Below are 23505 nucleotides of genomic sequence, written 5' to 3' on the forward strand. Positions count from 1 at the left end.
ACGTTCACTTGTCTGAAGGGGGGTACTTGCGTGTTTTTCCAAGTGTTGGCTATTAATCCTGGTTCTACAAGCACAAAGATTGCTTGGTTTCACGACGATGAGGAACAGTGGAGGGAAACCGTTCATCATGACCTCGAAATACTGGCCAAGTACGACCATATCGTCGATCAATTTGAATTTCGCTTGGCAACGATTCAAGAAGCGGCAACAGCTCATGGCGCATTTTTCCATTCTCTTAGTGCAGTAGTGGGTCGAGGAGGTCTTGTAGACCCCATCCCTGGAGGAACATATACTATGAGTGACGCTTTGTTAAGTAGACTTAAGCTGGGAAAGCCTTGGGAACATGCTTCAAACCTTGGTGGAATTCTTGCAGATGCTATAGCAAATCCTCTTCATATCCCCGCCTTTATTGTGGACCCTGTAGCTGTAGATGAAATGGATGAAGTAGCGAGGATTACAGGTCTTCCTGAATTGCCTAAAATATCTTTAGCTCATGCTTTAAACGTGAAAGCTACTGTGCGATTAGCTGCGCGAGATCTTGGTAAGCCTTGGGATAAGGTGAACTTTGTAGTGGCTCATATCGGTGGCGGCTCTACTGTTTGTGCCCATTGCCAAGGGCGTATGATAGATCTTAACAGCGGTAACGATTTTGGCCCATTTTCTCCAGAGCGAGCAGGGGGATTGCCTGCAGTAGATCTTGTACGCCTTTGTTTTAGTGGCCAGTATAGCCTTAAAGACATGCTCCGTAAGCTCGTAGGAAAAGGTGGTCTTATGGCCTATCTAGGGACGAGTGACATGAGGGAAGTAAAGAAAAGAATAGGGTCGGGAGATGCCAAGGCGAAGCTGGCTTATGAAGCGATGGCCTATCAATTTGCAAAAGAAATTGCTGCTCAGGCTACAGTTATGGCCGGTAAAGTAGACGCTATACTGATTACAGGAGGCGTTGCTTACGATAGTGATTTTGTTGCTTTGATACAGAACCGTGTTCAATGGATAGCACCAGTTTTAGTCTATCCTGGCGAAGACGAGATGAAAGCTTTGGCCGATGGAGCCCTTCGGGTTCTTAGGGGAGAAGAAAAAGCTAAAATATACGAACAAAGTCTTGTGGGAGGGAAAATAGAATGATGCACAACCTCGATTTTCTGATCGATATGTGTAAAAAGGGGCGACGTATGAACCTTGCCGTAGCCTGCCCCTACGGCGACGATGTTCTTGGGGCAGTATGTGAAGCCCACAAGTTAGGATTGATTAATGGACTCCTTATCGGTAACCCTAAAAACATTCGTGCTAAAGCAGAAGAACATGGTTTCGATCTTGCGGGACTTTCTCTTATCGAAGAGAAAGATGATTATTCCGCAACGGAAAAAGCTGTCCAGATGGTTTCATCAGGAGATGCGGACCTTTTGATGAAGGGGCTCATAAAAACTGCGACGTTGCTTCATGCTGTTTTGAACAAGGAGTGGGGGCTTCGAACTGGATCTCTTCTTTCCCACCTTTTCCTTTTTGAGATACCTCTTCTCCAGAAAAGAGTCATTGGTATCTCTGATGGGGGTATGAATATGTACCCAGATTTGAATGCTAAAGTTGCTATCGTAGAAAATGCGGTAAAGTGTTACCATAAAATTGGTGTTAGTAATCCCCTCATTGCAGCTCTAGGCGCTGTAGAGGTGGTTAATCCTGATATGCCTGCCACTCTCCATGCTGCGGCTCTTACCCAAATGAACCGCCGAGGTCAGATTACTGGATGTACTCTCGATGGGCCTTTTGCTCTTGATAATGCTGTAAGTATAGAGGCAGCGCAGATTAAAGGTATTGATTCGCCTGTAGCAGGACATGCTGACATGCTTTTAGTCCCTTCCATAGAGGCGGGTAACATGATAGGTAAAGTACTGTTGTATATGACTGGGGGGCGGGGGGCGGGTGTTATCCTTGGAGCTAAAAAACCAATAGTGCTCACTAGTCGTTTCGATTCTATGGAAACAAAATTGCTTTCTATAGCCCTTGGAGCTGTGGTAGCGAGTAAAGATTAGTTTTTTATTTTAAATTCTATCAATTCTATCAAGGAGGTCTTTAATTCTCATGGAACAGATTCGCTCTCTGACTCAACTACTTGAGTATGCAAAGAAAATTGGTTCGGAAAAAGGGCCCAAAAAGCTTTCTGTTGCAATGGCGGAAGACGCAGGTCTTCTCTCTGCCATTGAAGAGGCCAGAATTGCTGGTTTTGCTGAAGCCATATTGGTTGGACACAAGGAAAAGATAGAGGAGGCAGCGAAAGAAGCTAATATCGATTTAGCTCATTATGAAATAGTGGACGAGGTTAAAGGAGAGGCATTTATGGGCTTGACTGCCGTAGAAAAAGTTTCTTCCGGCAAAGCTGATATCTATATGAAAGGGCAGCTCCATACCAACCATTTCCTTCGCGGAATGTTGAACAAAGAGGTGGGGCTACGAAAGGGGAAAAATACCATCTCCCACTGCTATTTTCACTCTGTAGAAGGATACGATAGAGTTTTCTTTATTGCAGACGCAGCTTTTAATATGTATCCTGATCTGCAGGGCAAGGCAGATATTCTTCAAAATACAGTGAATTTTGCTCGAGCTTTTGGAGTTGCAGAACCTAAGGCAGCAGTATTGGCAGCTGTGGAAGTGGTTAATCCTGACATGCCTTGTACTATTGATGCTGCGGCATTGACTCAGATGAATCGTCGTGGTCAGATTAAAAATTGTATTGTTGACGGTCCTTTCGCTCTTGATAACGCAGTAAGTGAAGAGTCTGCTCGCACGAAGGGAATAATATCTCCAGTGGCGGGGCATGCCGATATCCTTCTGGTTCCAGATATTGAAGCTGGTAACATGATGGTCAAAGCTCTTGTCTATTTCTCGAAAAACGAAACAGCTGGTTTAATTCTCGGAGCGGCAGCACCAGTTATCTTGACGAGTCGTGCTGATTCGCCGAGAGCCAAACTTCTTTCCATAGCCGCAGCTGTTGTTCTTTCATCCTTCGAAGAATAACCCCTAATACAATTAAATATACCTCATGTAGAGAGGGCTTTTAAAGCCCTCTCTACAAAAGAGAAGGAGGAGCAATCGTGAGGATACTTGCCATAAACCCAGGCTCTACGAGTACTAAAATAGCTCTTTTCGATGACACATCTCAGGTTTGGGATGATGCACAAAGGTACCCGATCCATCAGATCCGACAGTTCCCCTCCATTTCAGCTCAGGAAGAATTCCGTTTTATAGAAATTAAAAAAATATTGGAAGTACATAATACAGACCCATCTTCTCTTGATGCTATAGTGGGAAGAGGCGGCCTTTTGAAACCCATTCCTGGCGGTACTTATATAATAAACGATGTAATGCTTGATGATCTTCGATCATGTCGATACGGTTCTCATGCCTGTAATCTTGGAGCCCCCCTGGCTTTTAGGCTGGCTCAGGAAAGTGGATGTGGGAAGGCTTATACTGTAGATCCAGTTGTTGTAGATGAGATGATTCCCGAAGCACGCCTTTCTGGATTGCCAGAAATAGAGCGTCGCTCTCTCTTCCATGCGCTTAATCAGAAGGCGGTTGCGCGTCATGCTTCTTCAGAACTAGGGAAAGAGTATAAGGAATGCTCTTTTATAGTAGCCCATATGGGTGGAGGTATATCTGTAGGAGCTCACGATCATGGGCGAGTCATAGATGTGAATAATGCTCTTGACGGAGAAGGACCATTTACCCCGGAACGATCTGGCTCTTTACCTGCAGGGACTCTTGTACACCTTGCCTTTAGCGGTCAATATGATTTGAATGGTCTTTTAAGGCGTTTAGTAGGGGAAGGCGGAATTGTCGCCTATCTTGGTACGAATGATTTGAGAGAAGTTTTACAAATGATCGAGGCCGGAGACGCAAAAGCGGCTCTTATTTTTGAAGCCCTAGCCTATCAGATTGCAAAAGAAATAGGGGCCTCGTCTGCGGTGTTGAAAGGTTTGGTAGATGGAATTATCCTCACAGGAGGCCTTGCGTATAGTGAAAGCCTTGTGGAAAAAATCCGAAAAAGGGTTTCTTTCATTGCTCCAGTTTTTGTCTACCCTGGAGAGGATGAGCTAAGAGCATTAGCAGAAGGAACGCTTCGTGTCCTTACAGGTCAGGAAAAACCGAGAGAATATCGTTAAATATGAAGAGAAAAAGGGCCCCATTCATGAGGGCCTTAGATTGCAGACACAGCCCCTCGGAAAAGTCTTTCCGAGGGGCTGTGTTCGTCTTTTCATAAAGATCTGGCGAAGTTTTATTTGCAAAAAAAAGAGAGAATGTTATGATTATTTTGGTTTCGTATAATAGATGAAAAATCCATGGAGTGAAACAAATAATGAAAAACCAGAGTCAAATTCGAGTTATAGATAGAGCTTTTACTCTCCTTTTTTTTATGGCCCATGAAAAGAGGCCTATGGGTGTTACAGAGATAGCTCGAGGTGTGAATCTCCCGAAAGCTACTGTATATCGAATTCTCGACAGTCTCGCAGTCCAGCGCATGGTGATTGAACGAGAAGGTTCGTATGAAATGGGACCGGCTACATTATTTTTAGCTGATGCCTATCGTTCTCAAGTAGCTTTTGCCGAGGTAGCCAGGCCTTTTTTAGAGAAGCTGAATAGAGGAACGAAAGAGACCGTTCATCTCTTTATCTTCGAAAAAGGGGAGTTATTTTACCTCGATAAACTTGAAAGTCCTTACCAAGTTCGTATGCATTCGAGAGTAGGAGTGAAAGGGTCTTTAACCCGCCTTTCAGCAGGACAAGCGATACTTTCCTGTCTTCCTAAAGAAGAAGTTATTCAATTTCTTGGAGAAGAGGCGACTCCTGGCCTTTTCTCTGAATTGCAAAAAATTCAAAATCGAGGATATGCCATTGATGATGAAGAAAACGAAAAAGGTCTTCGTTGCGTAGGGGCTGCAATTATGGATGCTCATGGAGACCCTGTAGGTGCGATTAGTATTTCAGCTCCAGTATATCGTTTAGATTTTCAGGTGATCTCTCAGTATGGAGAAGAGGTTTGTCAGACGGCAAAGTTTATTAGCGAGGCTTTAATACGCTATGAAAAAGAGAGGAACCAAAACACATAAAACTAAAGAAGCCCTTTATGGCTAAAGGAGGAGTAGGGTATGCTTCGAACACCTAAACTGGTTATGATCCCAGGGCCAACGCCTGTTGTTCGGTCTATTCAAGACCAAATGGGTCGGGAAACAGTTGCTTTTGGAGATCCCTTCTTTGTTCAGGATTATAAGGAAGTTCTGGCCGATCTGAAAGAGCTTTGGAAATGTAGTGGTGAAGTATTTGTAATTGCTGGTTCTGGAACATTAGCCATGGAAATGGCTATAGCCAACATTACAAAACAGGGGGACCATGTGTTGATTTGCTCGAATGGTTTTTTTGGCGACAGATTCATTGAGATGTGTCAGCGAAAAAGGCTTAATGTAGATGTCCTTTCAGCTCCTTGGGGTACGTCTGTTACAGCGGATGATGTAGAGAAAAAGTTGGTAGAGAAAAAATACGATGTTGTGACAGTTACTCACGTAGAAACTGCCACAGGGGTAGTAGCTCCCATAGAAGCAATTGGTAAAGTAGTAAAAGCTCATGGGGCTCTCTATGTTGTTGATGGCGTTGCTGCTACTGCTGGAGCAGCGCAATATGTGGACCCTATGGGGATTGATGTGTTGCTTTCCTGTTCGCAGAAGGCTTTTGGCGTTGCTCCCGGCCTTGCCATCCTTTGGGCAAGTAGAGAGGCTGTGGAGAAAAGAAAATCCTTAAATCCCATTCCCGAATCCTATATAGACTTCGAAAAATGGCTTCCTGTAATGCACGATCCCTCCAAATATTGGGGAACGCCGGCAATTAATCTGATCTGGGCGTTGAAAGAATCTCTGCAGATTATTAAAGAAGAAGGGATTGTTGAACGTTACGCTCGACATCTTCGTCAGGCTGCTTTTGCAGATGGGGCTCTTGAGGCCATAGGTTTTACTGTGGCAGCAGAAAAATTGTTCCGAGCACCCACTCTCTCTGTATATCTCTATCCTCAAGACGCCAATGTAGATGATTTACAGTTCCGAAAAATCCTTGCTGAGGAAGGAACTCAAACAGCTGGTTGCCTTGGCGAATATGCAGGAAAAGGTTTTCGAATGGGACATATGGGCAATATAGATAAACATACTCTCGTCTCGGCAGTAGCATCTGTTGAAAGGGCTGCCATGCGATGTGGTATGAATGTAGAACCTGGTACGGGGTTGAGCGTTCTACAACAAGGGCTTGTAGATGAGCATTAAACTCTTTCTCTTCAGGATGTTCTCGTTCTTAGCACGGGAAAGAGGGGTTTGCTCTGCATAGAGCTCCCTTTTCTTATATGGATGGGAGGAACGCAGGTATGGCTGGAATGGAAGGAATTTTTGCCCCAATAGCAACAGCTTTTGGAGATGATGAACGCATTGATCTGGCACGTTTTCAGGAAAATATAGAGAAGTTTAATGCCACGTCGTTAGAAGGTCTTGTTATCCTTGGCAGCAACGGAGAGTTCGTTCTTCTCTCCCAAGACGAAAAAGTATCTTTAGTTGCAGAAGCCAGGAAAAGACTTTCTCCACATAAAAAAGTAATAGCAGGAACAGGCTGTGAGTCTTTAAGGGAAACTATTGAGCTCACAAAAAGATGTGCAGATGCAGGAGCTAGCGCAGTTCTTATTGTCTCGCCATCCTACTATAAAAGCGATATGACTTTTGAAGCACTTGAAAAGTTTTTTACGGCAATAGCTGATGCATCTCCTCTTCCTGTCATGATCTATAACATGCCTCGAAACACAGGGATTAACATCCCTTCTTCTTTAACCGTAAAACTTGCCTATCATCCTAATATCACAGGCATAAAAGATAGCTCGGGGAATATTACTCAAATTGCTGAAGTTGTGGCAAAAGCTCCTGAGAACTTCTCTGTTTTTGCCGGTTCCGGAAGTTTCCTGTTAGCGACTCTTATGCTTGGTGGCGTAGGGGGAACTCTTGCTGTGGCCAACGTTGTTCCTAATTACTGTGTAACTATCTATAACGCATGGAAAGCTGGAGAAATAGAAAAAGCACGGAAATTACAGCTGGCTCTTCTCGACCTCAATGCGGCAGTAACGTCTCGTTTTGGTATAGGCGGCATGAAAGCTGCTATGGATATAGCAGGATTTTTTGGTGGAAGTGCCCGATTCCCCATCCTCAATGCATCAGAGGGAGCGAAAAAAGAAATCCGGGCAATTTATGAGAAAACTATCGCTGCTTATAAAGCTATCACAGGAGAAGAATATCTCGGGATTTCCTAGGATTGGAGAGGGAAGAGGCCTGCCTTTATTTTTGTCGTTTGGCCTCTTCCATAATTTCTATGCCAGAACTGGATCCGAAGATAGTGGCTCCTGCTGCTAGAAAATTATTTACGTGTTCAAGTTTTTTTACGCCACCTGAAACTTTAATACCCTTCAATCCTTTTAAGGTCTTGGAAATGCAGGAGACTTCGTCGATAGTGGTAGGTTTGCCGGCAAAGCCTGTTCCGGTCTTTATAAAATCAATCCCTTCGAATTCCATAGATAGAAGACAGACGTGCTCTATTTCTTCTTGGGTGAGGAGGGGAGTTTCGATAATAAGTTTCAATATTTTCCCTTCAGTGACGGAGGAGAGTTCTTGCATTTCAGTGTATAGAGAGTTCCAGGCCTTTGATTTCACTAAATTTATATTAAGAACAACATCAAAATCAGTAATAGCCGACCCCATATTACGATATGCTTCTATCTCCCGACATTTTAACAGGGTGGGGATATATCCAAGGGGAAAGCCTACTACAGCGGAAAAATGGCAGGAACGCCCTTCAACTCTGGATATAGCTTTTCCCAGAGCAAAGGGAGGAATGACCAGGCTTCTAAAACCATAAGGTACGCTTTTTTCGACGAAGGAAATAATTTCTGGCAGAGTTGCCGTCTGCTTTAATAACGTATTATCAATGCACTTTTCGAGGGAGGAATAGAGTTTCATAATGGCACCTCCTGATTCTTTTAAGGTTATTTACTATATTACCACCTTTAAAAAGAAGAATTTAAAGGGTAGAATGATCCCACGCTCTTCGAAAAGAGGGGCTACAAAAGGAGGGCCTCATGGTTCAAATAAAAAATGGAGACACTATATCGGTTCATTATAAGGGAACCCTTGAAGATGGAACAGTTTTTGATGCCTCTGAAGGCAGGGAGCCGCTAAAATTTAAAGTAGGATCTGGCCAGGTTATTGATGGTTTTGATAAAGCAGTTTTAGGCATGACCGTTGGGGAAGAGAAGACAATAAACGTTCCCCCCCAAAAAGCTTATGGCGAGTACGAAATGGAACTGACCATGGAAGTACCTGCCGAACATATTCCAGATGACCTCAACCCAAAGGTTGGAGAAGTACTGCAAGTTCAAACTCCAGACGGTAATACTTTCAATGCTTTAGTTGCAGATGTATCGGAAAAAGGGATGCTTCTCGATGCGAATCACCCGTTGGCGGGAAAAACTCTTATTTTCGATATAACCATAGTTGAAATCCACGAGTAAAAAGAAAACCTCCGAAGAGAAATAGATCCTTTCGGAGGTTTTCTTTCACAAAGGAACTTTTCTAGAAAAGGTCAACCTTTAAGGCACTTGTTACAAAACATATTCCAGTGTAAAGTAAGAACGAGAGATATAAAAACTCTCAAAAATCCACAGCCACAAGGAGTGATGTGCATATGCTGACGGAGAACATCGTTACGGTGGCCGGGACTCTGCATCATGTACAGGGGGATAAGGTTCTCGAGAACAGGTTAGGGAAATATGTGTCCTTTGCAGTGAGACAAGAGACCCCGTGGAGTGATGGGAGCACCCGGCGCGATTTTCTGCTTATGCGGGCGTATCATCCCGAGTTGCGAGAATGGGTTTTAAGTCGTGAAGAGGGCACGCCTTTGCGGGTAGAAGGAGATGTTCGTTCGTCGTTAGGTAGCGGAGAGATGTACGTCCATGTTCGTAAAATAGAGGAAATTTAAAGGGAGGGTTCTGTGCCTCCCTTTTTTCGTGGTTTGCCATATACCTTGGCGGAGCGTCCTGTTCGTGGTATATATGTTCTCCATACGAAGCCAGGAAAAAGGAGTTGGACGGTAGCAATGGTGGAAAATTTAGTAAAGATATCAGGAAAACTTCACTTTGTAGAGGGAGAAAGCTTCCAAGAAAGCCGCGTAGGAAAATATCTTGTTTTTTCCGTAAAACAGGAAACGCCATGGGAGGATGGCAGTATTCGCCGCGATTTCCTTCTCATGCGAGCCTTTGACCCAGCTATTCAGAGATGGGTTTTGGCAAGACAGGAAGATACTCCTGTCCGTATAGAAGGAAAACTGCGCTCCTCTTCGGGTAGTGGGAAGATGTATATCTCAGTGGAGACGATCGAAGAAGTTAAGGAGAACTAACTCAGTAAAAAAATAATAAGGCCGAAGTTTTCCCATGCTTCGGCCTTATTATTGTGATTAAATATCTGTGCAAGCTCCTCTTTTCAACACATGAAGGGAGTATATAGCTTTTACTTTCTTGTGAGTTGCTCAAGCGCCTTTATTGCTTTTTCATAGTTGGGTTCGTTGGTGGCCTCTGGAACGATTTCTACGTAGCGAATAGTATCATCCTTATCTACAACAAAAACAGCTCTGGCAAGAAGGCGGAGCTCTTTCAACAATACTCCCCAATTTGTTCCGAAAGAGGCATCGCGATAATCTGAAAGAGCAATAGCTCTGTCAATTCCTTTAGTAGCGCAAAAACGTTTTAGCGCGAAAGGGAGATCCATGGAGATATTTAATACAACCACATTATCTGGCTGTTTTGCTGCATCTTCATTGAACCAATGGATCTGAAGGTCGCAAACCGGAGTATCAAGAGAAGGTGTAACGGATATGACTTTAATTTTTCCTTGAAAATCTTTTAAAGTTTTTGGAGCTAAACCCTGATCAAAGACGGTAAAATCTGGAGCCGCATCTCCTAAGGAGAGTGCCGGCCCTATGAGGGTCAAAGGATTTCCTTTCATTGTAACGATTCCGGTTCTTTCCATGTTTATCTTCACCTCCATATACTTTATACCAGTATATTTATTTTATCATAAAAATGAAGCTCTTTTCTTTTAATTAAAAAGTGTAGTAGTATTTAAACTGAAAATGAGTAAAATAAATATAATCAAAATATAATAGAGAGTAAAAAATTTTTGTGGAGAAGGGATCGATGCTTTTTTAAATCGGGGGCGTTTTTATGAATCTAGCACGAAAAATTCCTGTGTGGGATATTCCTTGCTGCAGTGGAATGATCATGGAAGATGTTCTTTCACAGAAGGGAGCTTTATTGCTCCCCAAAGGAACGAGTCTTTCTAAAATGGGAGACTCCCGTTTGTCTCTTGCCCATTCTTTAGCAGATCAAGGAGTTCGATACGTTACTGTCCGAGAGGATGTAGAGTTCATACTCAGTGAAATTTTTGAAGTACTGGATGCTATGGAGGTCCCTTCAAATCCTGTAGATCGCCGCCTTACTCTCCAGACGATTCAAGAAATTCGAAGAAATTTCAGTGCTATTGCTTCTGGAGAAGTATCTCAGGTATGTCTCGTTCCTCTCCTTAGAATAGGGCGCCTCTTGGCGCTGACGATTACAAACAACCCCAGAATACTTCTTTCTCTCAGTAATGTTCGAGAACAGGATCAATATACTTTTGTTCATTCCTTTAACGTAGCGCTTCTCGGTGGTTTTTTAGCCTATCGCCTTGCTCCTGAAAACAATTCGTTGGTAGAGGCAGTTACAACTGGTGGTCTTCTCCATGATTTAGGAAAAGCTAGGCTTCCTCTTTCTATTTTAAACAAGCCCTCTAGGCTCACAGAAAAGGAATTCGATGAGGTAAAAAAACATCCTATTTATGGAGCAAGTATTGCAAAGCAACTTGGAGTGGATGACAAAGATATTCTTGCAGTTATAGAGGGTCACCATGAAAGAGTGGATGGAACCGGCTATCCGTATCATCTCTGTGGGGCTCATATTCCTCTTCCTGCTCGTATTGCCGCAGTAGCAGATGTCTTCGATGCATTAACTACAGTAAGGATATATAAAGAATCTGTGCCTCTTCATCGCGCTATTTCTATTATTATAGAGAATGCCGAGTATCATTTTGACAAAGCTGTAGTGTCGGCTTTTTTAGGGGCTGTTGGGATTTATCCGCCAGGTACAGTAGTGCAACTTTCGGACAATCGAATGGGTATTGTTATTGCGGCAGGAGAGAAAAGTATTCTCCGTCCCCGTGTCTTGCTTAAAACAGACGAAGAAGGGGAGCGATATGAGGAGCACGTGGTTTTGGATCTCTCTTCAGCTCCTCACCTCTTTGTTCGTTCCGCGCTTGATGATGTAGGGAAGCGAAAAGACTCGGTGATTCTGCGCGAATTTCACTAATCTCTCGTATGCTCAAGATAGTTATCAATAAGACGGCGAGAAATGCTGGCACGAGGTGGTATTTCCGGCATGGAATAAGGAGAATACCAGTCGGCAGCCTCAATCTCTTTCTCGTCAATTTGTATATTGCCTGCCTTCCACGAAGCAGTAAAACCTACCATAAGAGTATGGGGGAACGGCCAAGGCTGACTCCCAAAATAAGTTATATCTTGAATTTCTAACCCTACTTCCTCTTTTACCTCTCTGGCAACAGCTTCCTCAAGTTGTTCTCCTGGTTCTACAAAACCAGCAAGAATACTGTAACGGTTGGGAGGGAAATGAGGGCTGCGCGCCAAAAGAAGATGTCCATCTTTTTCTATGGCTACGGCGATTACAGGTGTAACAGGCGGATAGGTTATTGTATGGCAAACAGGACACTCTAAGGCTCTATCTATAACATGTTCTCGCAGTACTGAACCACAAGAAGCACAAAATTGAGTTGTCCGTCTCCAGTTCATGATTTGGTATGCTTGTCCAGCTACGTTAAAACCTCTCTCTCCTAAAAGATCGTAGAGGCTTCGAAGAGAGACAAATTTTGCTCCAGCAGGAGGATACGTATCTTCTGACACTTCCCCCCAGAAGTGACCTTCTCCCTTAGGAGATCCTACGCTTCCCTGCCGTATATAAGGTAAGGCTAGTTGAGTGCTTTCAGCAACAGAAAAGAAAGAAGAGGAAGGATTTTCTTTCAGCAGCAGATGGTCTTTCCGAAAAATGAACATAAATGATTCTTGCTTCATAGAAAATTTCAGCCCTTTCCCTATTCGAGTCCCCACTGAGCAGCTCGTTCCCATTCGGGGATACGCCATACCCTCTGATGAAGTTCTTTGAGCTGTTCGGGATCTCGCAGAAGTTCCATCTTTTCCTTTTGAGTTAAACTTTCGGGACCGTAAAGCAGCGCCTTCTCCTGAATGTCTTCCCGCCGACGACGTATGGAAGGAGATGCGATCCTGTGACGAAGAATTAAAGATGTATGGAGTGCCAGAACAGTAGGGTCCACTACAGCACGAACAAACCCCTGTTCTCGAGGAAGAGGAAACGGAGTATACGATAAAGGGGCTTCCATTTTTTCGTCGAGTATTTTCAATTCCAGCGGAAGGTTTTTTTCCTCTGGAGTAAGCAATATGCCATTACGTTTTAATGCTTTCCCAATACTGACCCGGCTCGTGAGCGCCGATATTGGGACTGAGAAGAACAAGGCTCCTAAAATAGGAGACATCCACCAAAAAAAAGAGGGGTTGAATTCGTACAGCAAAGTGCCCCACAAAGCGGCTAAAAGAGTTTGACCTATATGGTATTGAAAAGCATCTCCCCACGTTGTTCCGCGATCGTCTCGTGTTTGAGTCCCCCAGCCAGTGGCTCGTCCTGCCAGAGTCATTACTACGAAACGGCTGTGGAAAATCATGCGGATAGGTGCCAAAAGGGTAGAAAGTACAATTTCTATAAGAACACTGAAACAGAGTCGAATAAATCCGCCAAATTGGTGCGCTTTTTTTTCCACAAAGGTAATGTACAGGATGGTCAATACTTTGGGAAGAAAAAGGATAAGGACTGTAGATCCTAAAAGTGTGATAGCCCAATGAGGATACCAGACGGGCCATTCGGGGAAGAGGGCCAGTTCGGCAGAAGGGAAATATTGTGGTTCAATGATGACCTCTGTTATTGCTTCTATAGAACTTAAGACGAGGAACAACAGCCACAGGAACGCAGAACCATAAGACATAACGCCGTTTATAAAAAGAGCCCGATGAACAGGGAAAAGCCCTCTTGTAAAAATAAGTCGAAGATGCTGTAAATTCCCCTGGCACCACCGTCGGTCCCGTTTCAGTTCATCAAGGAGAGTAGGCGGGGTTTCTTCATAACTTCCTTCCATATCGTAAGCAAGCCATACGCCATATCCTGCACGGCGCATAAGAGCTGCCTCTACGAAATCATGACTCAAAATATCCCCGCTGAGAGGGCCTTTCCCGGGAAGACGAGGAAGTTGACAATGCTCCATAAAAGGTTCCACGCGAATAATAGCGTTATGGCCCCAGTACTGGGCATCTCCAAGAACCCAAAAGTGAAGGCCGGCAGCGAAGATAGGGCCGTAGGCTCGGTTTGCGAATTGTTGAACTCTGGATATAAGGGATTGCCGGTTTACTGCCGCTGGAGGCGTCTGTAAAATTCCTATATCAGGTCGCTGTTCCATAATTTGCACCATACGAACCATGGTAACGCCTGACATGATACTGTCTGCATCGAAAACAATCATGTATCGATAACTCTTCCCCCATCTGCGACAAAAATCTGCTACGTTTCCACTTTTCCTTTTCACGTTGCTTTTTCTGTGACGATAAAAGACAGACCCAAAAGCCTCTTCTTCACGACAAAGCTCATACCAGGCAGTTTCCTCATGAACCCAAACGTCAGGGTCTGTGGTATCGCTCAGAATAAAAATATGGAAATTCTGATCTTGTCCAGTGTTTCGAAGGGTCTGTAATGTTGTGCGTACGCCAGCCATAACCCGATGAACATCTTCATTGTAAATGGGCACTAAAATAGCAGTTTTTGCCTCTGGATCTTTTATATCCAAAGGAGTGTTCTTAATATCTGATGTTAATGAAAAGCTCTTTTTCTGTTTTAAAAGCACAAGAAATCCCAGCATAGCTGTCCAAAAGCCTATGGATATCCAAGCAAAAAGGATGGCAAATACCACCACGAGCCCTATTTCTAAGGGGGTTTCACCTTTATAGGGCAAGACTCCCGCCATGTAACGGCTGGCTGTAATGGTAGGGACTATAATAAGGCTAAGGAGAATAATCCTTCGCCAGCTTGCAGAACGTGTCCATTTGATCTCTCTATTCTCTTGAACGTTCATCCATACTTTTCTCCTTGAATTAACGTGTTCTCGATGGCCCGAAAAGGTCTCGTGTCCATCGATGAATAAAAATTTTAAGGGCTGTAAGCCATGGCGTTCGATCGAAATTTTTTGAAACCATAACGCCTCTGTTCATAGAAGGAATAGAGGCTATATGCTCTCCCTGCGCATCAAGAACACCTTTGTTGAGCCCTCGTTTCTCGATTGTATAAGCCAAGCTATTCATAGCCTCTTCTATGCTGTAGGTGTTTGCTTGTTTTAAAGACTCCAACGCAATCTCAAGCCCCTCAAAAGGAGGCAGATCCATAGCGCGAACATAAAGTAATACTCTGTCTCGCACAACTTGCCATGTTTCCATGTTTTTTTGTTGTAGTGTTGGCATAGGATTTCCCCTCCTTACCTAGGGACGAAAGTCATAGGTCCAGATTTCTGTAAGAGGTTCAGGGATATTTTCCCCTTTTTTAAGGAAAGCTGAAAGTTTGACAACAGGCTTGCGGTCTGGTACCACACTTTTTAACTTGTCGATGGGAACAGCTATTTGGAAGCTCAATCTCCATCCACCTGTTTCTGGATTTTTCAAAAGCTGCTTTCCCAGTAGAGTTCCGTCCCCTTCTATTTTAATATCGCTGGCCAGGCCAGTTTCAGCCGATATTTTATTAAGTTCCTCGCCTTCAAAATCAATAATAAAACGATATACTCCCTCTGCTTTTTCTGTAGCTGAACGTGTATGAGCAGCTAGGGCAGGTTTCTCTATCTTCAAAAGAGAGGAAGGGTACTCCCATTTCATGGTGTATGTAAATGTGAGCGGAATAGGGAGCTCTCCTTTCTTTCCACTTTGTTCTTTTGTATCGGAGTTTCCGATTTTCATTTCTGGAACCCAGAAAGCTACGATATTATCGTTTATTTCGCTGTCGGTAGGAATTTCTATAAGCTCTATATGCCCTTTTTTCCATTCCTCGCCGGGAATAATCCAGAGGCTTGGCCGTTTCTCATACCAGGCTTCAAGGTCTTGGTAATGATCGAAGTTTACATCACGCTGCATAAGGCCGAATCCCTTAACACCATATCCTTTATATTCAGAGATCAAGAGGCGGTTTGGATTTATGAGAGGGCGCCATATCCATCGGCCATCATCTGTTGCTACCAGAAGCCCATCAGAATCATGAACTTCTGGTCTGAAATCACCTGGTCGCCCATTAGAAGTCTCTCCATAGAAGAACATACTAGTGAGAGGAGCGATCCCTAGTTTTAGCGTGTCTTTGCGTTTAAATACAGTGCAGATCACATCCATGGTTGTTTCGTCTCCAGGGGTAATTGTAAATTTATAGGCTCCTGTACAGCTAGGACTATCGAGAAGAGCGTAAATAACCATGGATTGTGCATTAGCGGCAGGTTTTACGAGCCAGAACTCTTTAAACCAAGGGAACTCCTCACCTGAAGGAAGAGCTGTGTCAACAGCCAGTCCTCGCGCAGAAAGACCGTACTGCTGGTTGCGAGCCACAGCTCGGAAATAACTGGCCCCAAGGAAAACAGCAACTTCGTCGGAGTACTCTCTTGTATTGATAGGGTAATGAATTCTGAAGCCGGCAAAACCGAGGTCCGAAGGAAGAGATTTCTTATTCAAAACATTCTTCCCGTAATCGAATAAATCTGCGGAGAAAGAAAAATCTTCTACTTTTCCCCGATCCACTATGTGAACATGCACAGCTCGGTTGTAGATCATTCCAAGATGGAAAAATTGCACGGAGAATGATCGTTTCTCGCCCTTCCAAAGAGCCTTTTCAGGAATAAAACGAATATCGCGCCATTCATCGTAAGAGAGCTTTGCGAGTATTTCCGGAACGGTTCCTTGTGGGTCTATATATGGTCTGGAGGCGAGGTCCTGTGCTTGTTTTGCCACAGCCAAAAATCCAAAATTTTCTCCTGGGGAAGACGATGCGGCAAAGAGAGAGTATGGAAAAAAAAGAACGCAGAACAACAGTGTATATAAAGCAATATATCCGAATCGGATATTTCTGAACTTCCATGCTTTCATAGAGATCATCACTCCTTATTAAACAGAACGCTAAGTTCATCATTCTTCAACAACAAAGCATTAGATGCCATGCGGGAAATAAGATAAAAAGCGGTTGCTCTTTCTTCTGGACTCAAACCCTCTTGAATTTGAGAACTTAATTCTTTTAAGACCTTTTCCACGAATGGTAGCACATTTTCCCCTCGAGAAGTGAGGAAAACTTGATTGGCTCGTGCGTCATCTTTACAACGATGACGTTCTATAAAACCGAGATACTCTAATTTTTTAAGAGCCCTGGCAGTTGTCCCTTTATCGAAACGAAGAGTTCCTCTAAGAGCTTCTTGTGTTTGTCCATTTTGTTTCTTGAGAACGAGGAGAAAAGCATAGTTTCCACTTCCAAGCCCTACTGGTTCAAAGGCTCGATCTAGAAGACACTGCATTTGCCGATAGAGACACGAAAGCCACCTGCCAAGTTGTGGAGGAGCGTCATTGCTGGTCATATTAATAGCACACCGTCTTTCTTCATGGTTTAAGTATCTGATATTGTCGGAAAAAAAGTCTGGCTGTTATAAGAAAAGAGAGAATATCAGATACGGGAAAAGAAATCCATATCCCTTTTAAATGGAAAAAATGCGGCAGAATCATAAGAAGAGGAAGAAGGAAGAGAACCTGTCTGCTGAGGGAAAGAATAAGGGACGCCTTAGCTTTTCCCAATGCCTGAAACATTGATGAGCCTGTGATTTGGAATCCTACTAAAAAAGAAGCCAAAATAACGATTCGCAGAGCGTTGCTTGCCTCTCTCAGAAGATCAGGATCTGTAGTAAAAAGTCCGATAATTTCTTGAGGAAACAAAATACCGATGAGAAAAGTAGCTGAAGCCATAATACTTGCTGCAATAACGGCTAACTGCACTACTTTTCTGGCCCTGTCGAAATGGCCAGCTCCGTAATTAAAACCGAGAATAGGTTGAAGTCCTTGTGCAATGCCGACAATAGGCATAAATGAAAAAGACATGGCACGATTTAAAATGCCGTAAACAGCTACGGAAATATCGCTACCATAATATATCAAGCTGTTGTTGAGAAATACAATAATGGCACTGCCGGCAGCCATGCGAACGAAGTCAGATGCCCCGACACTTATTATGGCTTTCATATATGCCAATTGTGGAAAGAAGTATTTCAATGCGATGACAAGAGAGCTTTTTTGCGAGAAGAAAAAGTAATATATCATCCAGCACGCCATAGCGATTTGTGCAATAACGGTAGCTATGGCGGCGCCACGAATTCCCATGTGAAATACAAATATAAACAGGGGGTCAAGAACCATATTTAAAATAGCAGAAATAATCATGCTGATCATGGCTACCCTAGCATTTCCTTCAGAACGAGCCGCATGATTTGCGGCCATTCCAAAACCTACAAAAGGGAATCCGAGGAGAATAATTTGTAAATACTCCCTGGCGTAAGGCAGAATTGTCTCACTAGCTCCGAATATTCGCAGTAACTTTTCTTGTAGTAAAAGGCCGCTTACTAAAAGGGTTGTGCTGAAAAAGAGAGAGAGAAAAATCATATTTCCTAAAGCTTTGTAAGCTCGACGAAATTTTTTAGCACCTAAGCTCCGAGAAATAAGAGAAGCCCCTCCAGTTCCGATAGTAACAGCAAGAGATGAGGCTAGAAGCTGAATGGGAAAAACGATAGCTGTACCTGCGAGTCCCAGAGCTCCCACACCTCGTCCTATAAAAATAGCATCTACTATGTTATAAGAAGCTTGAACCAACATTCCTACAATAGCAGGTAAGGAAAGCTTCCACAGAAGGCGTCCAACCTTTTCATTTGCAAGTAAAGCATATCTATCCATACATATCCCTCCATATAAAAGCAAGGAAATAGTATAGACAGAAAACGTTGCATATGCAACTATCTTTCGCTATCAGCCATTTCTTTTTTTCGACGCGCTTTAAACTCGTACATTCTGGCGTCAGCCACTTTTACTGTTTCTTCCAGAGTTGGAGCATCAGAAGGACAATGAGCAACGCCATAGTCTGGAAAGACAGGGAAACCGGCGCTAGCGGCACTTCTCTGTACAATTTTTGTGTAAAGGCGATCCATAATTTTCCCGGCCTTTTTTAAGGGGAGATCAGCAAAATAGATGAGAAATTCGTCTCCTCCCGACCGAGCTACGTAGTCAGTCTGACGAAGACCTTTCCGAAGAAGGGCCGCAATTTCTGCCAAAGTTCGGTCTCCCCTATCGTGCCCGTATGTATCGTTAACTTTTTTGAAGTTTCCTAAATCAATAACTGCAATACAAGCGCTACCTGCGGTGTGTTGGATGCGAAACTCTTCTTCTCTAAGTCTTTTGACCATGTAACGACGATTCCAAAGTTCCGTGAGAGGATCGATCATGGCGTCATGTGCTGTTTTTTGAACGGCAGAGTTGAGAGCAATGTTCACTTCTTCCAGTTCCTTACTCTTCTTTTGTAGATCAGCGAGAATTTTTTTCCGGCGTTCATACTCTACAATGAATAAAATGCTACTAATAAGCAGTATGAAAATAATAATAATAGTTACAGTTTGAAAACGAGTTTTTATATGCAAATCTTGCTCTTGAAGAGAGAACAGAGGGACCATGGAAACAATTTTCCAGAAATAGTCGGAAGATGCATTGAGTGTCTTGTTTAAATCAAAGGGACGTATTGTTGTAAATGTAAAAAGGCCTCGTGGTGTTTTAAGCTGCCCGCGCTCTTGGGAATATATGAAAGAGGCTTCTTGCGGAAAGATTTCAGAGAAATTTTTATGCTGCTTGATGGCTTCTTCTATAAAAGGGTTTGTCTTTTGTAACCAATCTCCGTGGTGATTGAGTAACATAATAGTACTCATGGAAGAAGAGGCTCTCAAAAGAGTGAGAAGATCCTCAGTTGAATAATGGAAAATGAGGACGCCGATCCTGTTCCCTTCATGGGCAAAAACAGGAGTGGCAAGGCGAAGAATTGGCTCGACAAGAACATGATGGGGCTCTCCCTCTGTGTCTGGAGGAAAAACATATATTTGCCCTTTTCGCAGTTCCATAGTGGATTGGAAATAGTCGAGATTGAAAGTATCTTGCGAATCTGCAGTGGGCCGTGCTACTATGGGCGATCCATTGTTATGTTGAATAAAAATTTTTTTGCGACTTGACGTATCTAATAAGCAAATTTGGTTGTAGATATCTTTGCTTTTGGCAAAGGTAAGGAAAAGGCTTTCGAGGGCGCGCATCTGAGTTTCAGATAGCTCATCACCATGTTCTGCACTATTCTCGCATGCTTGAGCCAGGAAGAGGAGGTCTTGAGCGACCATATTTATATTTTGATGAACTATTTCAAGACGAGAAGCACAAAATTGCTGTTCTAGACTGGCGAGCAATTCGTTATGTTGGGATACTTCCAAAGCGTAGATTCGACCTATGAACCAAACCACAGTAAAAAGCACGGGAAGAATCCATATAAAATGGCGTAATACTTTTTTGAACTGTTCCCAACGAAGAGTTCTCTCTGGTCGAATAGGCAAAAGATCACACTCCTATAGTCGATATAGGTCATTTTATTATATCTATAAAGAATTGTACCTAAATAGAGGAGGTTCGAGAAGGGGCGGGAGTCTCTCCTTTCAATTTTATTTTAATGTTTGGAGGGAGTGTCGCTGCAGAATCTTTACAAAGACGTAGGAGAGACGTAATGTTGTTGAAGAAGGGGGCGAAGAAGTGTTTTTTGATGCCGATTTTTCTCGATATAAAAAAAATATTATTCTCATACTTCTTACATATTTTTCAATTTTTGCTTATTCTCATGTTTTCTTTATGCTCCCCCCGTTTCTCCTTCAGAGGGGATTTCAGCCCCAGAGCATTGGGTGGGTTATGAGCGCGTTTTATTTAGCTGCAACTATGACTAGGCCCACTGCGGGGTGGTTTCTTTCCCAATTTGGAATTCGGAAGACCATGCTTTTTGCCGGAAGTGTCTGTTTCGCAGGGGCTTGCCTTTTTGCTTGTATCCCCTTGACTCCCCATGCTCTTTGGGGACTTCGTTTTTTTATGGGTGCTGGATTTAGTGTGTTTGTGGTAGCGACTACAACCTATCAAACCCTTGTTATTCCTGCTGCTATTCGAGGCCCAGCTTTTTCCATAACAAGTATTGGCGGTGTTTTGACTTCTTTTTCCATTATTCCTCTGGCGGAGTTTTTTATTAAAGGAGGGCATAGCACATACTATCTTTTTATGGCGTCTTTAGCTTCTCTTGTTTCTATGTGCGTAGCTTCTTTTTTGCCTCCTGTAGAGAAGAATATTGTCAGTGAAGGGAATCATCATGTTTCTTATCTTTCTCTTTTCAAGGAAACGCCTATAAAATATTTACTTATTTCTTGTCTCTTTCTTGGACTGACAGACTCCTCTATTGCCTACGCCTCAAGTTTAGCTATTGGACGAGGGCTGAACTCTTCCATCTTTTTGATGGCTATCTCTTCTGGCGCAGTTATTGTACGACTTTTTGGAGGGGGCCTTTATAAGAAAGTTTCGCGCATGGTGATAGCTGCCCCGGCTATTGGGCTTATGGGTGGAGCACTTATGGGAGCATCTTTTGCTGGAAGTAATAGCTCTATAGCCCTTTGGGGATTTCTTTATGGTGTGGCGGTGGGGTATGGGTACCCTACCCATCTGGCTCTTATTGGCGATATGATCCCCGAATATTTCAGGGGGCATGCTTCTTCCATGGTCTATTTTGCCATGGATATAAGCTGGACTCTTTTGCCTATTTATATAGGATATGCCTCTGCTTTGACGAATGTCTCCTGGGCTTTCCGCGGTTTTTCCCTTTTTGCCTGTGTGGCTTCAGTATTAGTGTATATTTTTGTTTGGAAGAGGATCCGCAAGAACAAGTGAGTACATTTCCATGGTCATACTGTCTCCAGCAATCGTACGAGCAGTCTCCATCATATCGATGTTGTATTCTTCGTGCATAGGAAATTGGAGTTCTGGCAGATGGCATCGAGCTTGGGGCATAAGACACTGTTCTTCAGCACAGAGAGGACAGCGAATTGGAAGTTTAAAAATAATGGTTTCTCCAAGTCTTTTTTCCCAAAGCTTTTCTAGCTCTTTAAGCCCTAGCCATAAGGTTTTTCGATGGTCTCTCTTGTTTCCCCGCTCCTCTTTTTTGAGGATCGGCGAGCAAATAAGAAAAACTTTTTTGTAACGCTGGATATATTGATGACTTTCAAGAATTGTTTTTTGGGAAAAATAGCCACTGCTCAATGGACAGGTGCGGTTTAAATTCCCAGGACAGTCCCCGCACCACTGTCGAGTCCCTTCCTTTATCACAATATCTTCAAAAGATGCAGAGAGAACCCGAAGACCAAGACAGTGAACAAGCTGTTCCTCTTCGGGGGAAAGAGGCAACGGTATCCCTTCCCCGTGAGAAGGTTCTGGTGGGATCCCTTTTTTGAGCGCGCAGCGAAGTACTGAGGAAACGTCGCCAGGTCCGTGACTATAGTAGATGAGGGGATAATGTAGCTTTTTGCGAAAGTTGGCGGCATGATGGGTAGAAAGGGCGCTTCCTCCGCAAATAACAGGTATATTTCGAACTGAAGCAATGGAAAGAAGAGAGAACAATTCACTCAAGCATTCTTCGTCTGGGCATGAGAAAGCAAGAACATCTGGCGTATTTGCTTTCAGAAAAGAAAGCAAATGACATTCTTTGAATTTTTCTCCTAGATTGATAATAAAGGCCCCTTCTTCTTCCAATACCTGTGTAATGAGATGTTTCCCGAGAAAATCGAGGGAAGGGGCCACTGTTGCGAATGCTATTTTTACCACAGCCATCCCCCTATTTTTATCCAGATCCAGCAAATCAGAAGAGATGTGAGCGTTACAGGAATCCCTACCCGGGCATGTTCTTCCCAAGAGATGAAGAGGCCTAAATTTCGGGCTCCATTTACTACGATGATATTTGCAATGCTGCCGACGACGATGAGGTTCCCTGCAAAAGTACTGCTCAACGCAAGAATAGGGCCTGCAAGAGCTCCTTGGGCCATAGGCAATAGCAACATAGTTGCTGGAACGTTAGAGACGAGATTAGACAAGACGACAGTAATTGTAAAAAGCCAAAAATCTTTCCCTATCGATATCCCCATGACGTGGAGGATGCTCTCGATGGAAGTGAGTCCTCCTGCCCGAGCAAAGGCTCCGTTGACAATGAAGAGGCCGATAAAAAGAAGAATCAATTGCCAATCGATGAGAGCGAGCATCTTTTGAGATGTCATCGTCCTGCTTATAAGTAAAATACCGGCAGCTCCTATTGCTATCATATCTCGCGGGAAGGGTGAAAAAAGGAAAAGAGACACGACACCTGCAAGGACTCCCATTCCTTTTGCTGTTTGCCACAGATCAAAAGGGATCTCCGGCATTGTCGGCATCTTCTCTACGTGGCAATGCCAGTTGTTTCTAAAAATATAGGCTATGATAGCCCATAGAGCTATCAGTGAGAGTGTGACTGGTACAAGGGAAAAAAGAAAATAGCGAGAAAAAGAGAGATGAAGTTGTTGCCCTATAAGCATGTTTTGGGGGTTCCCTATAAGAGTAAGAGCCGAACCTATATTCGAAGAACAAGCTAAGGCAAGAAGAAAGGGTAAAGGGTAAAGTTTTTTCTTCACACATCCTTGTCCTAAAATAGGAGTCATGGCCAAGCAGACAATATCATTAGAGAGCAGTGAGGAGAGGGTTGCAGATAAGATTATGACAAGGGCCAGGAACTGGAGAGGGGAAAGGGGAAGCGAGGCCGCAAATTGTGTTACTAGAGTATAAAAGCCGCTCTGTCTGAACTGGGCAGATATAACCATAAAGCCGAAAAGAAGTAAGATAGTGGAAGAATCTATGTCGAGAAGACTCGCCATGCCTAACTTCTCGACACCAACAAACAGCGTAATAGCCCCAAGAAGAACAATGCCGGTGCGGTCAAGAGCTAAACGGGGAAGACGGCCGGCAACCATCCCTAAATAGACGATTATAAATATAATATAGATGAAACCTTTAGCTACAGAAATATCGACCATAAACATGAGTCTATCAGATTGAATGGAATTGTCTATGTTCTATAAAGGGCATATGCTTC

Annotated in this window: 23 protein-coding genes; 12 read left to right on the forward strand and 11 right to left on the reverse strand. The window is 43.4% G+C overall.

The window, feature by feature from the left end:
* The first annotated feature begins 30 nt into the window (after positions 1–30).
* The 7 genes from buk (B4J50_RS05755) to B4J50_RS05785 all read left to right on the forward strand — a co-directional run bounded on the left by buk (B4J50_RS05755) (position 31) and on the right by B4J50_RS05785 (position 7323).
* Positions 31–1125, forward strand: coding sequence for a butyrate kinase (buk, locus tag B4J50_RS05755; protein ID WP_024821359.1), 1095 nt, complete (start codon positions 31–33; stop codon positions 1123–1125).
* On the forward strand, positions 1122–2030 hold the full coding sequence (locus B4J50_RS05760) for a bifunctional enoyl-CoA hydratase/phosphate acetyltransferase (RefSeq protein ID WP_024821360.1): 909 nt from the start codon (positions 1122–1124) through the stop codon (positions 2028–2030). Before buk (B4J50_RS05755) ends, B4J50_RS05760 begins: the two co-directional genes overlap by 4 nt.
* Before the next feature lie 49 nt (positions 2031–2079).
* The gene (locus B4J50_RS05765; protein WP_024821361.1) at positions 2080–3012 is read left to right on the forward strand and encodes a bifunctional enoyl-CoA hydratase/phosphate acetyltransferase; all 933 of its coding nucleotides are present in this window, start codon (positions 2080–2082) and stop codon (positions 3010–3012) included.
* Between the two features lie 77 nt (positions 3013–3089).
* Positions 3090–4157, forward strand: coding sequence for a butyrate kinase (gene buk, locus B4J50_RS05770; protein WP_024821362.1), 1068 nt, complete (start codon positions 3090–3092; stop codon positions 4155–4157).
* A 194-nt stretch (positions 4158–4351) separates the two neighbouring features.
* Positions 4352–5101 carry an IclR family transcriptional regulator gene (locus tag B4J50_RS05775; protein ID WP_024821364.1) on the forward strand — a complete coding sequence of 250 codons (750 nt, stop codon included), beginning with the start codon at positions 4352–4354 and terminating at the stop codon, positions 5099–5101.
* 39 nt (positions 5102–5140) lie between these two features.
* Positions 5141–6298, forward strand: coding sequence for a pyridoxal-phosphate-dependent aminotransferase family protein (locus B4J50_RS05780; RefSeq protein ID WP_024821365.1), 1158 nt, complete (start codon positions 5141–5143; stop codon positions 6296–6298).
* A gap of 98 nt (positions 6299–6396) precedes the next feature.
* On the forward strand, positions 6397–7323 hold the full coding sequence (locus B4J50_RS05785) for a dihydrodipicolinate synthase family protein (protein ID WP_024821366.1): 927 nt from the start codon (positions 6397–6399) through the stop codon (positions 7321–7323).
* Between the two features lie 25 nt (positions 7324–7348).
* Here the strand turns inward: B4J50_RS05785 and deoC are convergent, their stop codons facing one another.
* Positions 7349–8026 (reverse strand): deoxyribose-phosphate aldolase, encoded by a 678-nt coding sequence (deoC, locus tag B4J50_RS05790; RefSeq protein ID WP_024821367.1) that lies wholly within the window; start codon positions 8024–8026, stop codon positions 7349–7351.
* 119 nt (positions 8027–8145) lie between these two features.
* On the opposite strand from deoC, the gene B4J50_RS05795 reads away from it, so the two are divergent.
* The 3 genes from B4J50_RS05795 (at position 8146) to B4J50_RS05805 (ending at position 9461) form a co-directional block, all read left to right on the forward strand.
* Positions 8146–8577 carry an FKBP-type peptidyl-prolyl cis-trans isomerase gene (locus B4J50_RS05795; protein ID WP_024821368.1) on the forward strand — a complete coding sequence of 144 codons (432 nt, stop codon included), beginning with the start codon at positions 8146–8148 and terminating at the stop codon, positions 8575–8577.
* Between the two features lie 173 nt (positions 8578–8750).
* Entirely contained in the window at positions 8751–9044 is a 294-nt protein-coding gene (locus B4J50_RS05800; protein ID WP_024821369.1) for a hypothetical protein, read from the forward strand.
* Positions 9045–9056: 12 nt separating this feature from the next.
* Positions 9057–9461 carry a hypothetical protein gene (locus B4J50_RS05805; RefSeq protein WP_024821370.1) on the forward strand — a complete coding sequence of 135 codons (405 nt, stop codon included), beginning with the start codon at positions 9057–9059 and terminating at the stop codon, positions 9459–9461.
* Positions 9462–9571: 110 nt separating this feature from the next.
* On the opposite strand, the gene tpx is transcribed toward B4J50_RS05805, so the two are convergent.
* Positions 9572–10090: a thiol peroxidase gene (gene tpx / locus B4J50_RS05810; RefSeq protein WP_024821371.1), complete on the reverse strand. Its 519-nt coding sequence runs from the start codon at positions 10088–10090 to the stop codon at positions 9572–9574.
* Positions 10091–10284: 194 nt separating this feature from the next.
* Here tpx and B4J50_RS05815 point away from each other — a divergent pair, with 194 nt between their 5' ends.
* A complete protein-coding gene (locus B4J50_RS05815) occupies positions 10285–11463 on the forward strand; it encodes an HD-GYP domain-containing protein (protein WP_024821372.1) in 1179 nt (392 codons plus the stop codon).
* Here B4J50_RS05815 and nudC read toward each other — a convergent pair.
* The 7 genes from nudC to B4J50_RS05850 are packed head-to-tail and all read right to left on the reverse strand — an operon-like array spanning position 11460 to position 19918.
* Complete coding sequence (nudC, locus tag B4J50_RS05820) at positions 11460–12293, reverse strand: NAD(+) diphosphatase (RefSeq protein WP_051461083.1); 834 nt, start codon at positions 12291–12293, stop codon at positions 11460–11462. The genes B4J50_RS05815 and nudC overlap by 4 nt on opposite strands.
* A complete protein-coding gene (gene mdoH, locus B4J50_RS05825) occupies positions 12260–14359 on the reverse strand; it encodes a glucans biosynthesis glucosyltransferase MdoH (protein ID WP_024821374.1) in 2100 nt (699 codons plus the stop codon). Before mdoH ends, nudC begins: the two co-directional genes overlap by 34 nt.
* 19 nt (positions 14360–14378) lie before the next feature.
* On the reverse strand, positions 14379–14741 hold the full coding sequence (locus B4J50_RS05830) for a hypothetical protein (protein WP_024821375.1): 363 nt from the start codon (positions 14739–14741) through the stop codon (positions 14379–14381).
* An 18-nt stretch (positions 14742–14759) separates the two neighbouring features.
* The gene (locus B4J50_RS05835; protein ID WP_024821376.1) at positions 14760–16394 is read right to left on the reverse strand and encodes a glucan biosynthesis protein G; all 1635 of its coding nucleotides are present in this window, start codon (positions 16392–16394) and stop codon (positions 14760–14762) included.
* Positions 16395–16402: 8 nt separating this feature from the next.
* Positions 16403–16873: a MarR family winged helix-turn-helix transcriptional regulator gene (locus B4J50_RS05840; RefSeq protein ID WP_024821377.1), complete on the reverse strand. Its 471-nt coding sequence runs from the start codon at positions 16871–16873 to the stop codon at positions 16403–16405.
* Between the two features lie 22 nt (positions 16874–16895).
* Positions 16896–18233: an MATE family efflux transporter gene (locus B4J50_RS05845; RefSeq protein ID WP_024821378.1), complete on the reverse strand. Its 1338-nt coding sequence runs from the start codon at positions 18231–18233 to the stop codon at positions 16896–16898.
* Between the two features lie 59 nt (positions 18234–18292).
* Positions 18293–19918, reverse strand: a complete 1626-nt coding sequence (locus tag B4J50_RS05850; protein WP_024821379.1) for a sensor domain-containing diguanylate cyclase — start codon at positions 19916–19918, stop codon at positions 18293–18295.
* Positions 19919–20111: 193 nt separating this feature from the next.
* Here B4J50_RS05850 and B4J50_RS05855 point away from each other — a divergent pair, with 193 nt between their 5' ends.
* Positions 20112–21281: an MFS transporter gene (locus tag B4J50_RS05855; protein ID WP_286847005.1), complete on the forward strand. Its 1170-nt coding sequence runs from the start codon at positions 20112–20114 to the stop codon at positions 21279–21281.
* On the opposite strand, the gene B4J50_RS05860 is transcribed toward B4J50_RS05855, so the two are convergent.
* Entirely contained in the window at positions 21237–22211 is a 975-nt protein-coding gene (locus B4J50_RS05860; RefSeq protein ID WP_286847006.1) for a DUF2284 domain-containing protein, read from the reverse strand. The two genes, B4J50_RS05855 and B4J50_RS05860, sit on opposite strands and share 45 nt — an antisense overlap.
* Positions 22205–23452, reverse strand: coding sequence for an SLC13 family permease (locus B4J50_RS05865; RefSeq protein WP_286847008.1), 1248 nt, complete (start codon positions 23450–23452; stop codon positions 22205–22207). The genes B4J50_RS05860 and B4J50_RS05865 overlap by 7 nt, the downstream gene beginning before the upstream one ends.
* Positions 23453–23505: the final 53 nt, after the last annotated feature.

Source organism: Aminobacterium sp. UBA4908 (assembly GCF_002398115.1).
Taxonomy (GTDB): domain Bacteria; phylum Synergistota; class Synergistia; order Synergistales; family Aminobacteriaceae; genus Aminobacterium; species Aminobacterium mobile.

Excerpts from the sequence above, each read along its gene's own strand:
- B4J50_RS05760 (WP_024821360.1), top strand. The coding sequence starts at position 1,122 with ATGATGCACAACCTCGATTTTCTGATCGATATGTGTAAAAAGGGGCGA.
- B4J50_RS05765 (WP_024821361.1), top strand. The coding sequence starts at position 2,080 with ATGGAACAGATTCGCTCTCTGACTCAACTACTTGAGTATGCAAAGAAA.
- B4J50_RS05775 (WP_024821364.1), top strand. The coding sequence starts at position 4,352 with ATGAAAAACCAGAGTCAAATTCGAGTTATAGATAGAGCTTTTACTCTC.
- B4J50_RS05780 (WP_024821365.1), top strand. The coding sequence starts at position 5,141 with ATGCTTCGAACACCTAAACTGGTTATGATCCCAGGGCCAACGCCTGTT.
- B4J50_RS05785 (WP_024821366.1), top strand. The coding sequence starts at position 6,397 with ATGGCTGGAATGGAAGGAATTTTTGCCCCAATAGCAACAGCTTTTGGA.
- deoC (WP_024821367.1), bottom strand. The coding sequence starts at position 8,026 with ATGAAACTCTATTCCTCCCTCGAAAAGTGCATTGATAATACGTTATTA.
- B4J50_RS05795 (WP_024821368.1), top strand. The coding sequence starts at position 8,146 with ATGGTTCAAATAAAAAATGGAGACACTATATCGGTTCATTATAAGGGA.
- B4J50_RS05800 (WP_024821369.1), top strand. The coding sequence starts at position 8,751 with ATGCTGACGGAGAACATCGTTACGGTGGCCGGGACTCTGCATCATGTA.
- tpx (WP_024821371.1), bottom strand. The coding sequence starts at position 10,090 with ATGGAAAGAACCGGAATCGTTACAATGAAAGGAAATCCTTTGACCCTC.
- B4J50_RS05815 (WP_024821372.1), top strand. The coding sequence starts at position 10,285 with ATGAATCTAGCACGAAAAATTCCTGTGTGGGATATTCCTTGCTGCAGT.
- nudC (WP_051461083.1), bottom strand. The coding sequence starts at position 12,293 with ATGGGAACGAGCTGCTCAGTGGGGACTCGAATAGGGAAAGGGCTGAAA.
- mdoH (WP_024821374.1), bottom strand. The coding sequence starts at position 14,359 with ATGAACGTTCAAGAGAATAGAGAGATCAAATGGACACGTTCTGCAAGC.
- B4J50_RS05830 (WP_024821375.1), bottom strand. The coding sequence starts at position 14,741 with ATGCCAACACTACAACAAAAAAACATGGAAACATGGCAAGTTGTGCGA.
- B4J50_RS05835 (WP_024821376.1), bottom strand. The coding sequence starts at position 16,394 with ATGAAAGCATGGAAGTTCAGAAATATCCGATTCGGATATATTGCTTTA.
- B4J50_RS05840 (WP_024821377.1), bottom strand. The coding sequence starts at position 16,873 with ATGACCAGCAATGACGCTCCTCCACAACTTGGCAGGTGGCTTTCGTGT.
- B4J50_RS05845 (WP_024821378.1), bottom strand. The coding sequence starts at position 18,233 with ATGGATAGATATGCTTTACTTGCAAATGAAAAGGTTGGACGCCTTCTG.
- B4J50_RS05865 (WP_286847008.1), bottom strand. The coding sequence starts at position 23,452 with ATGTTTATGGTCGATATTTCTGTAGCTAAAGGTTTCATCTATATTATA.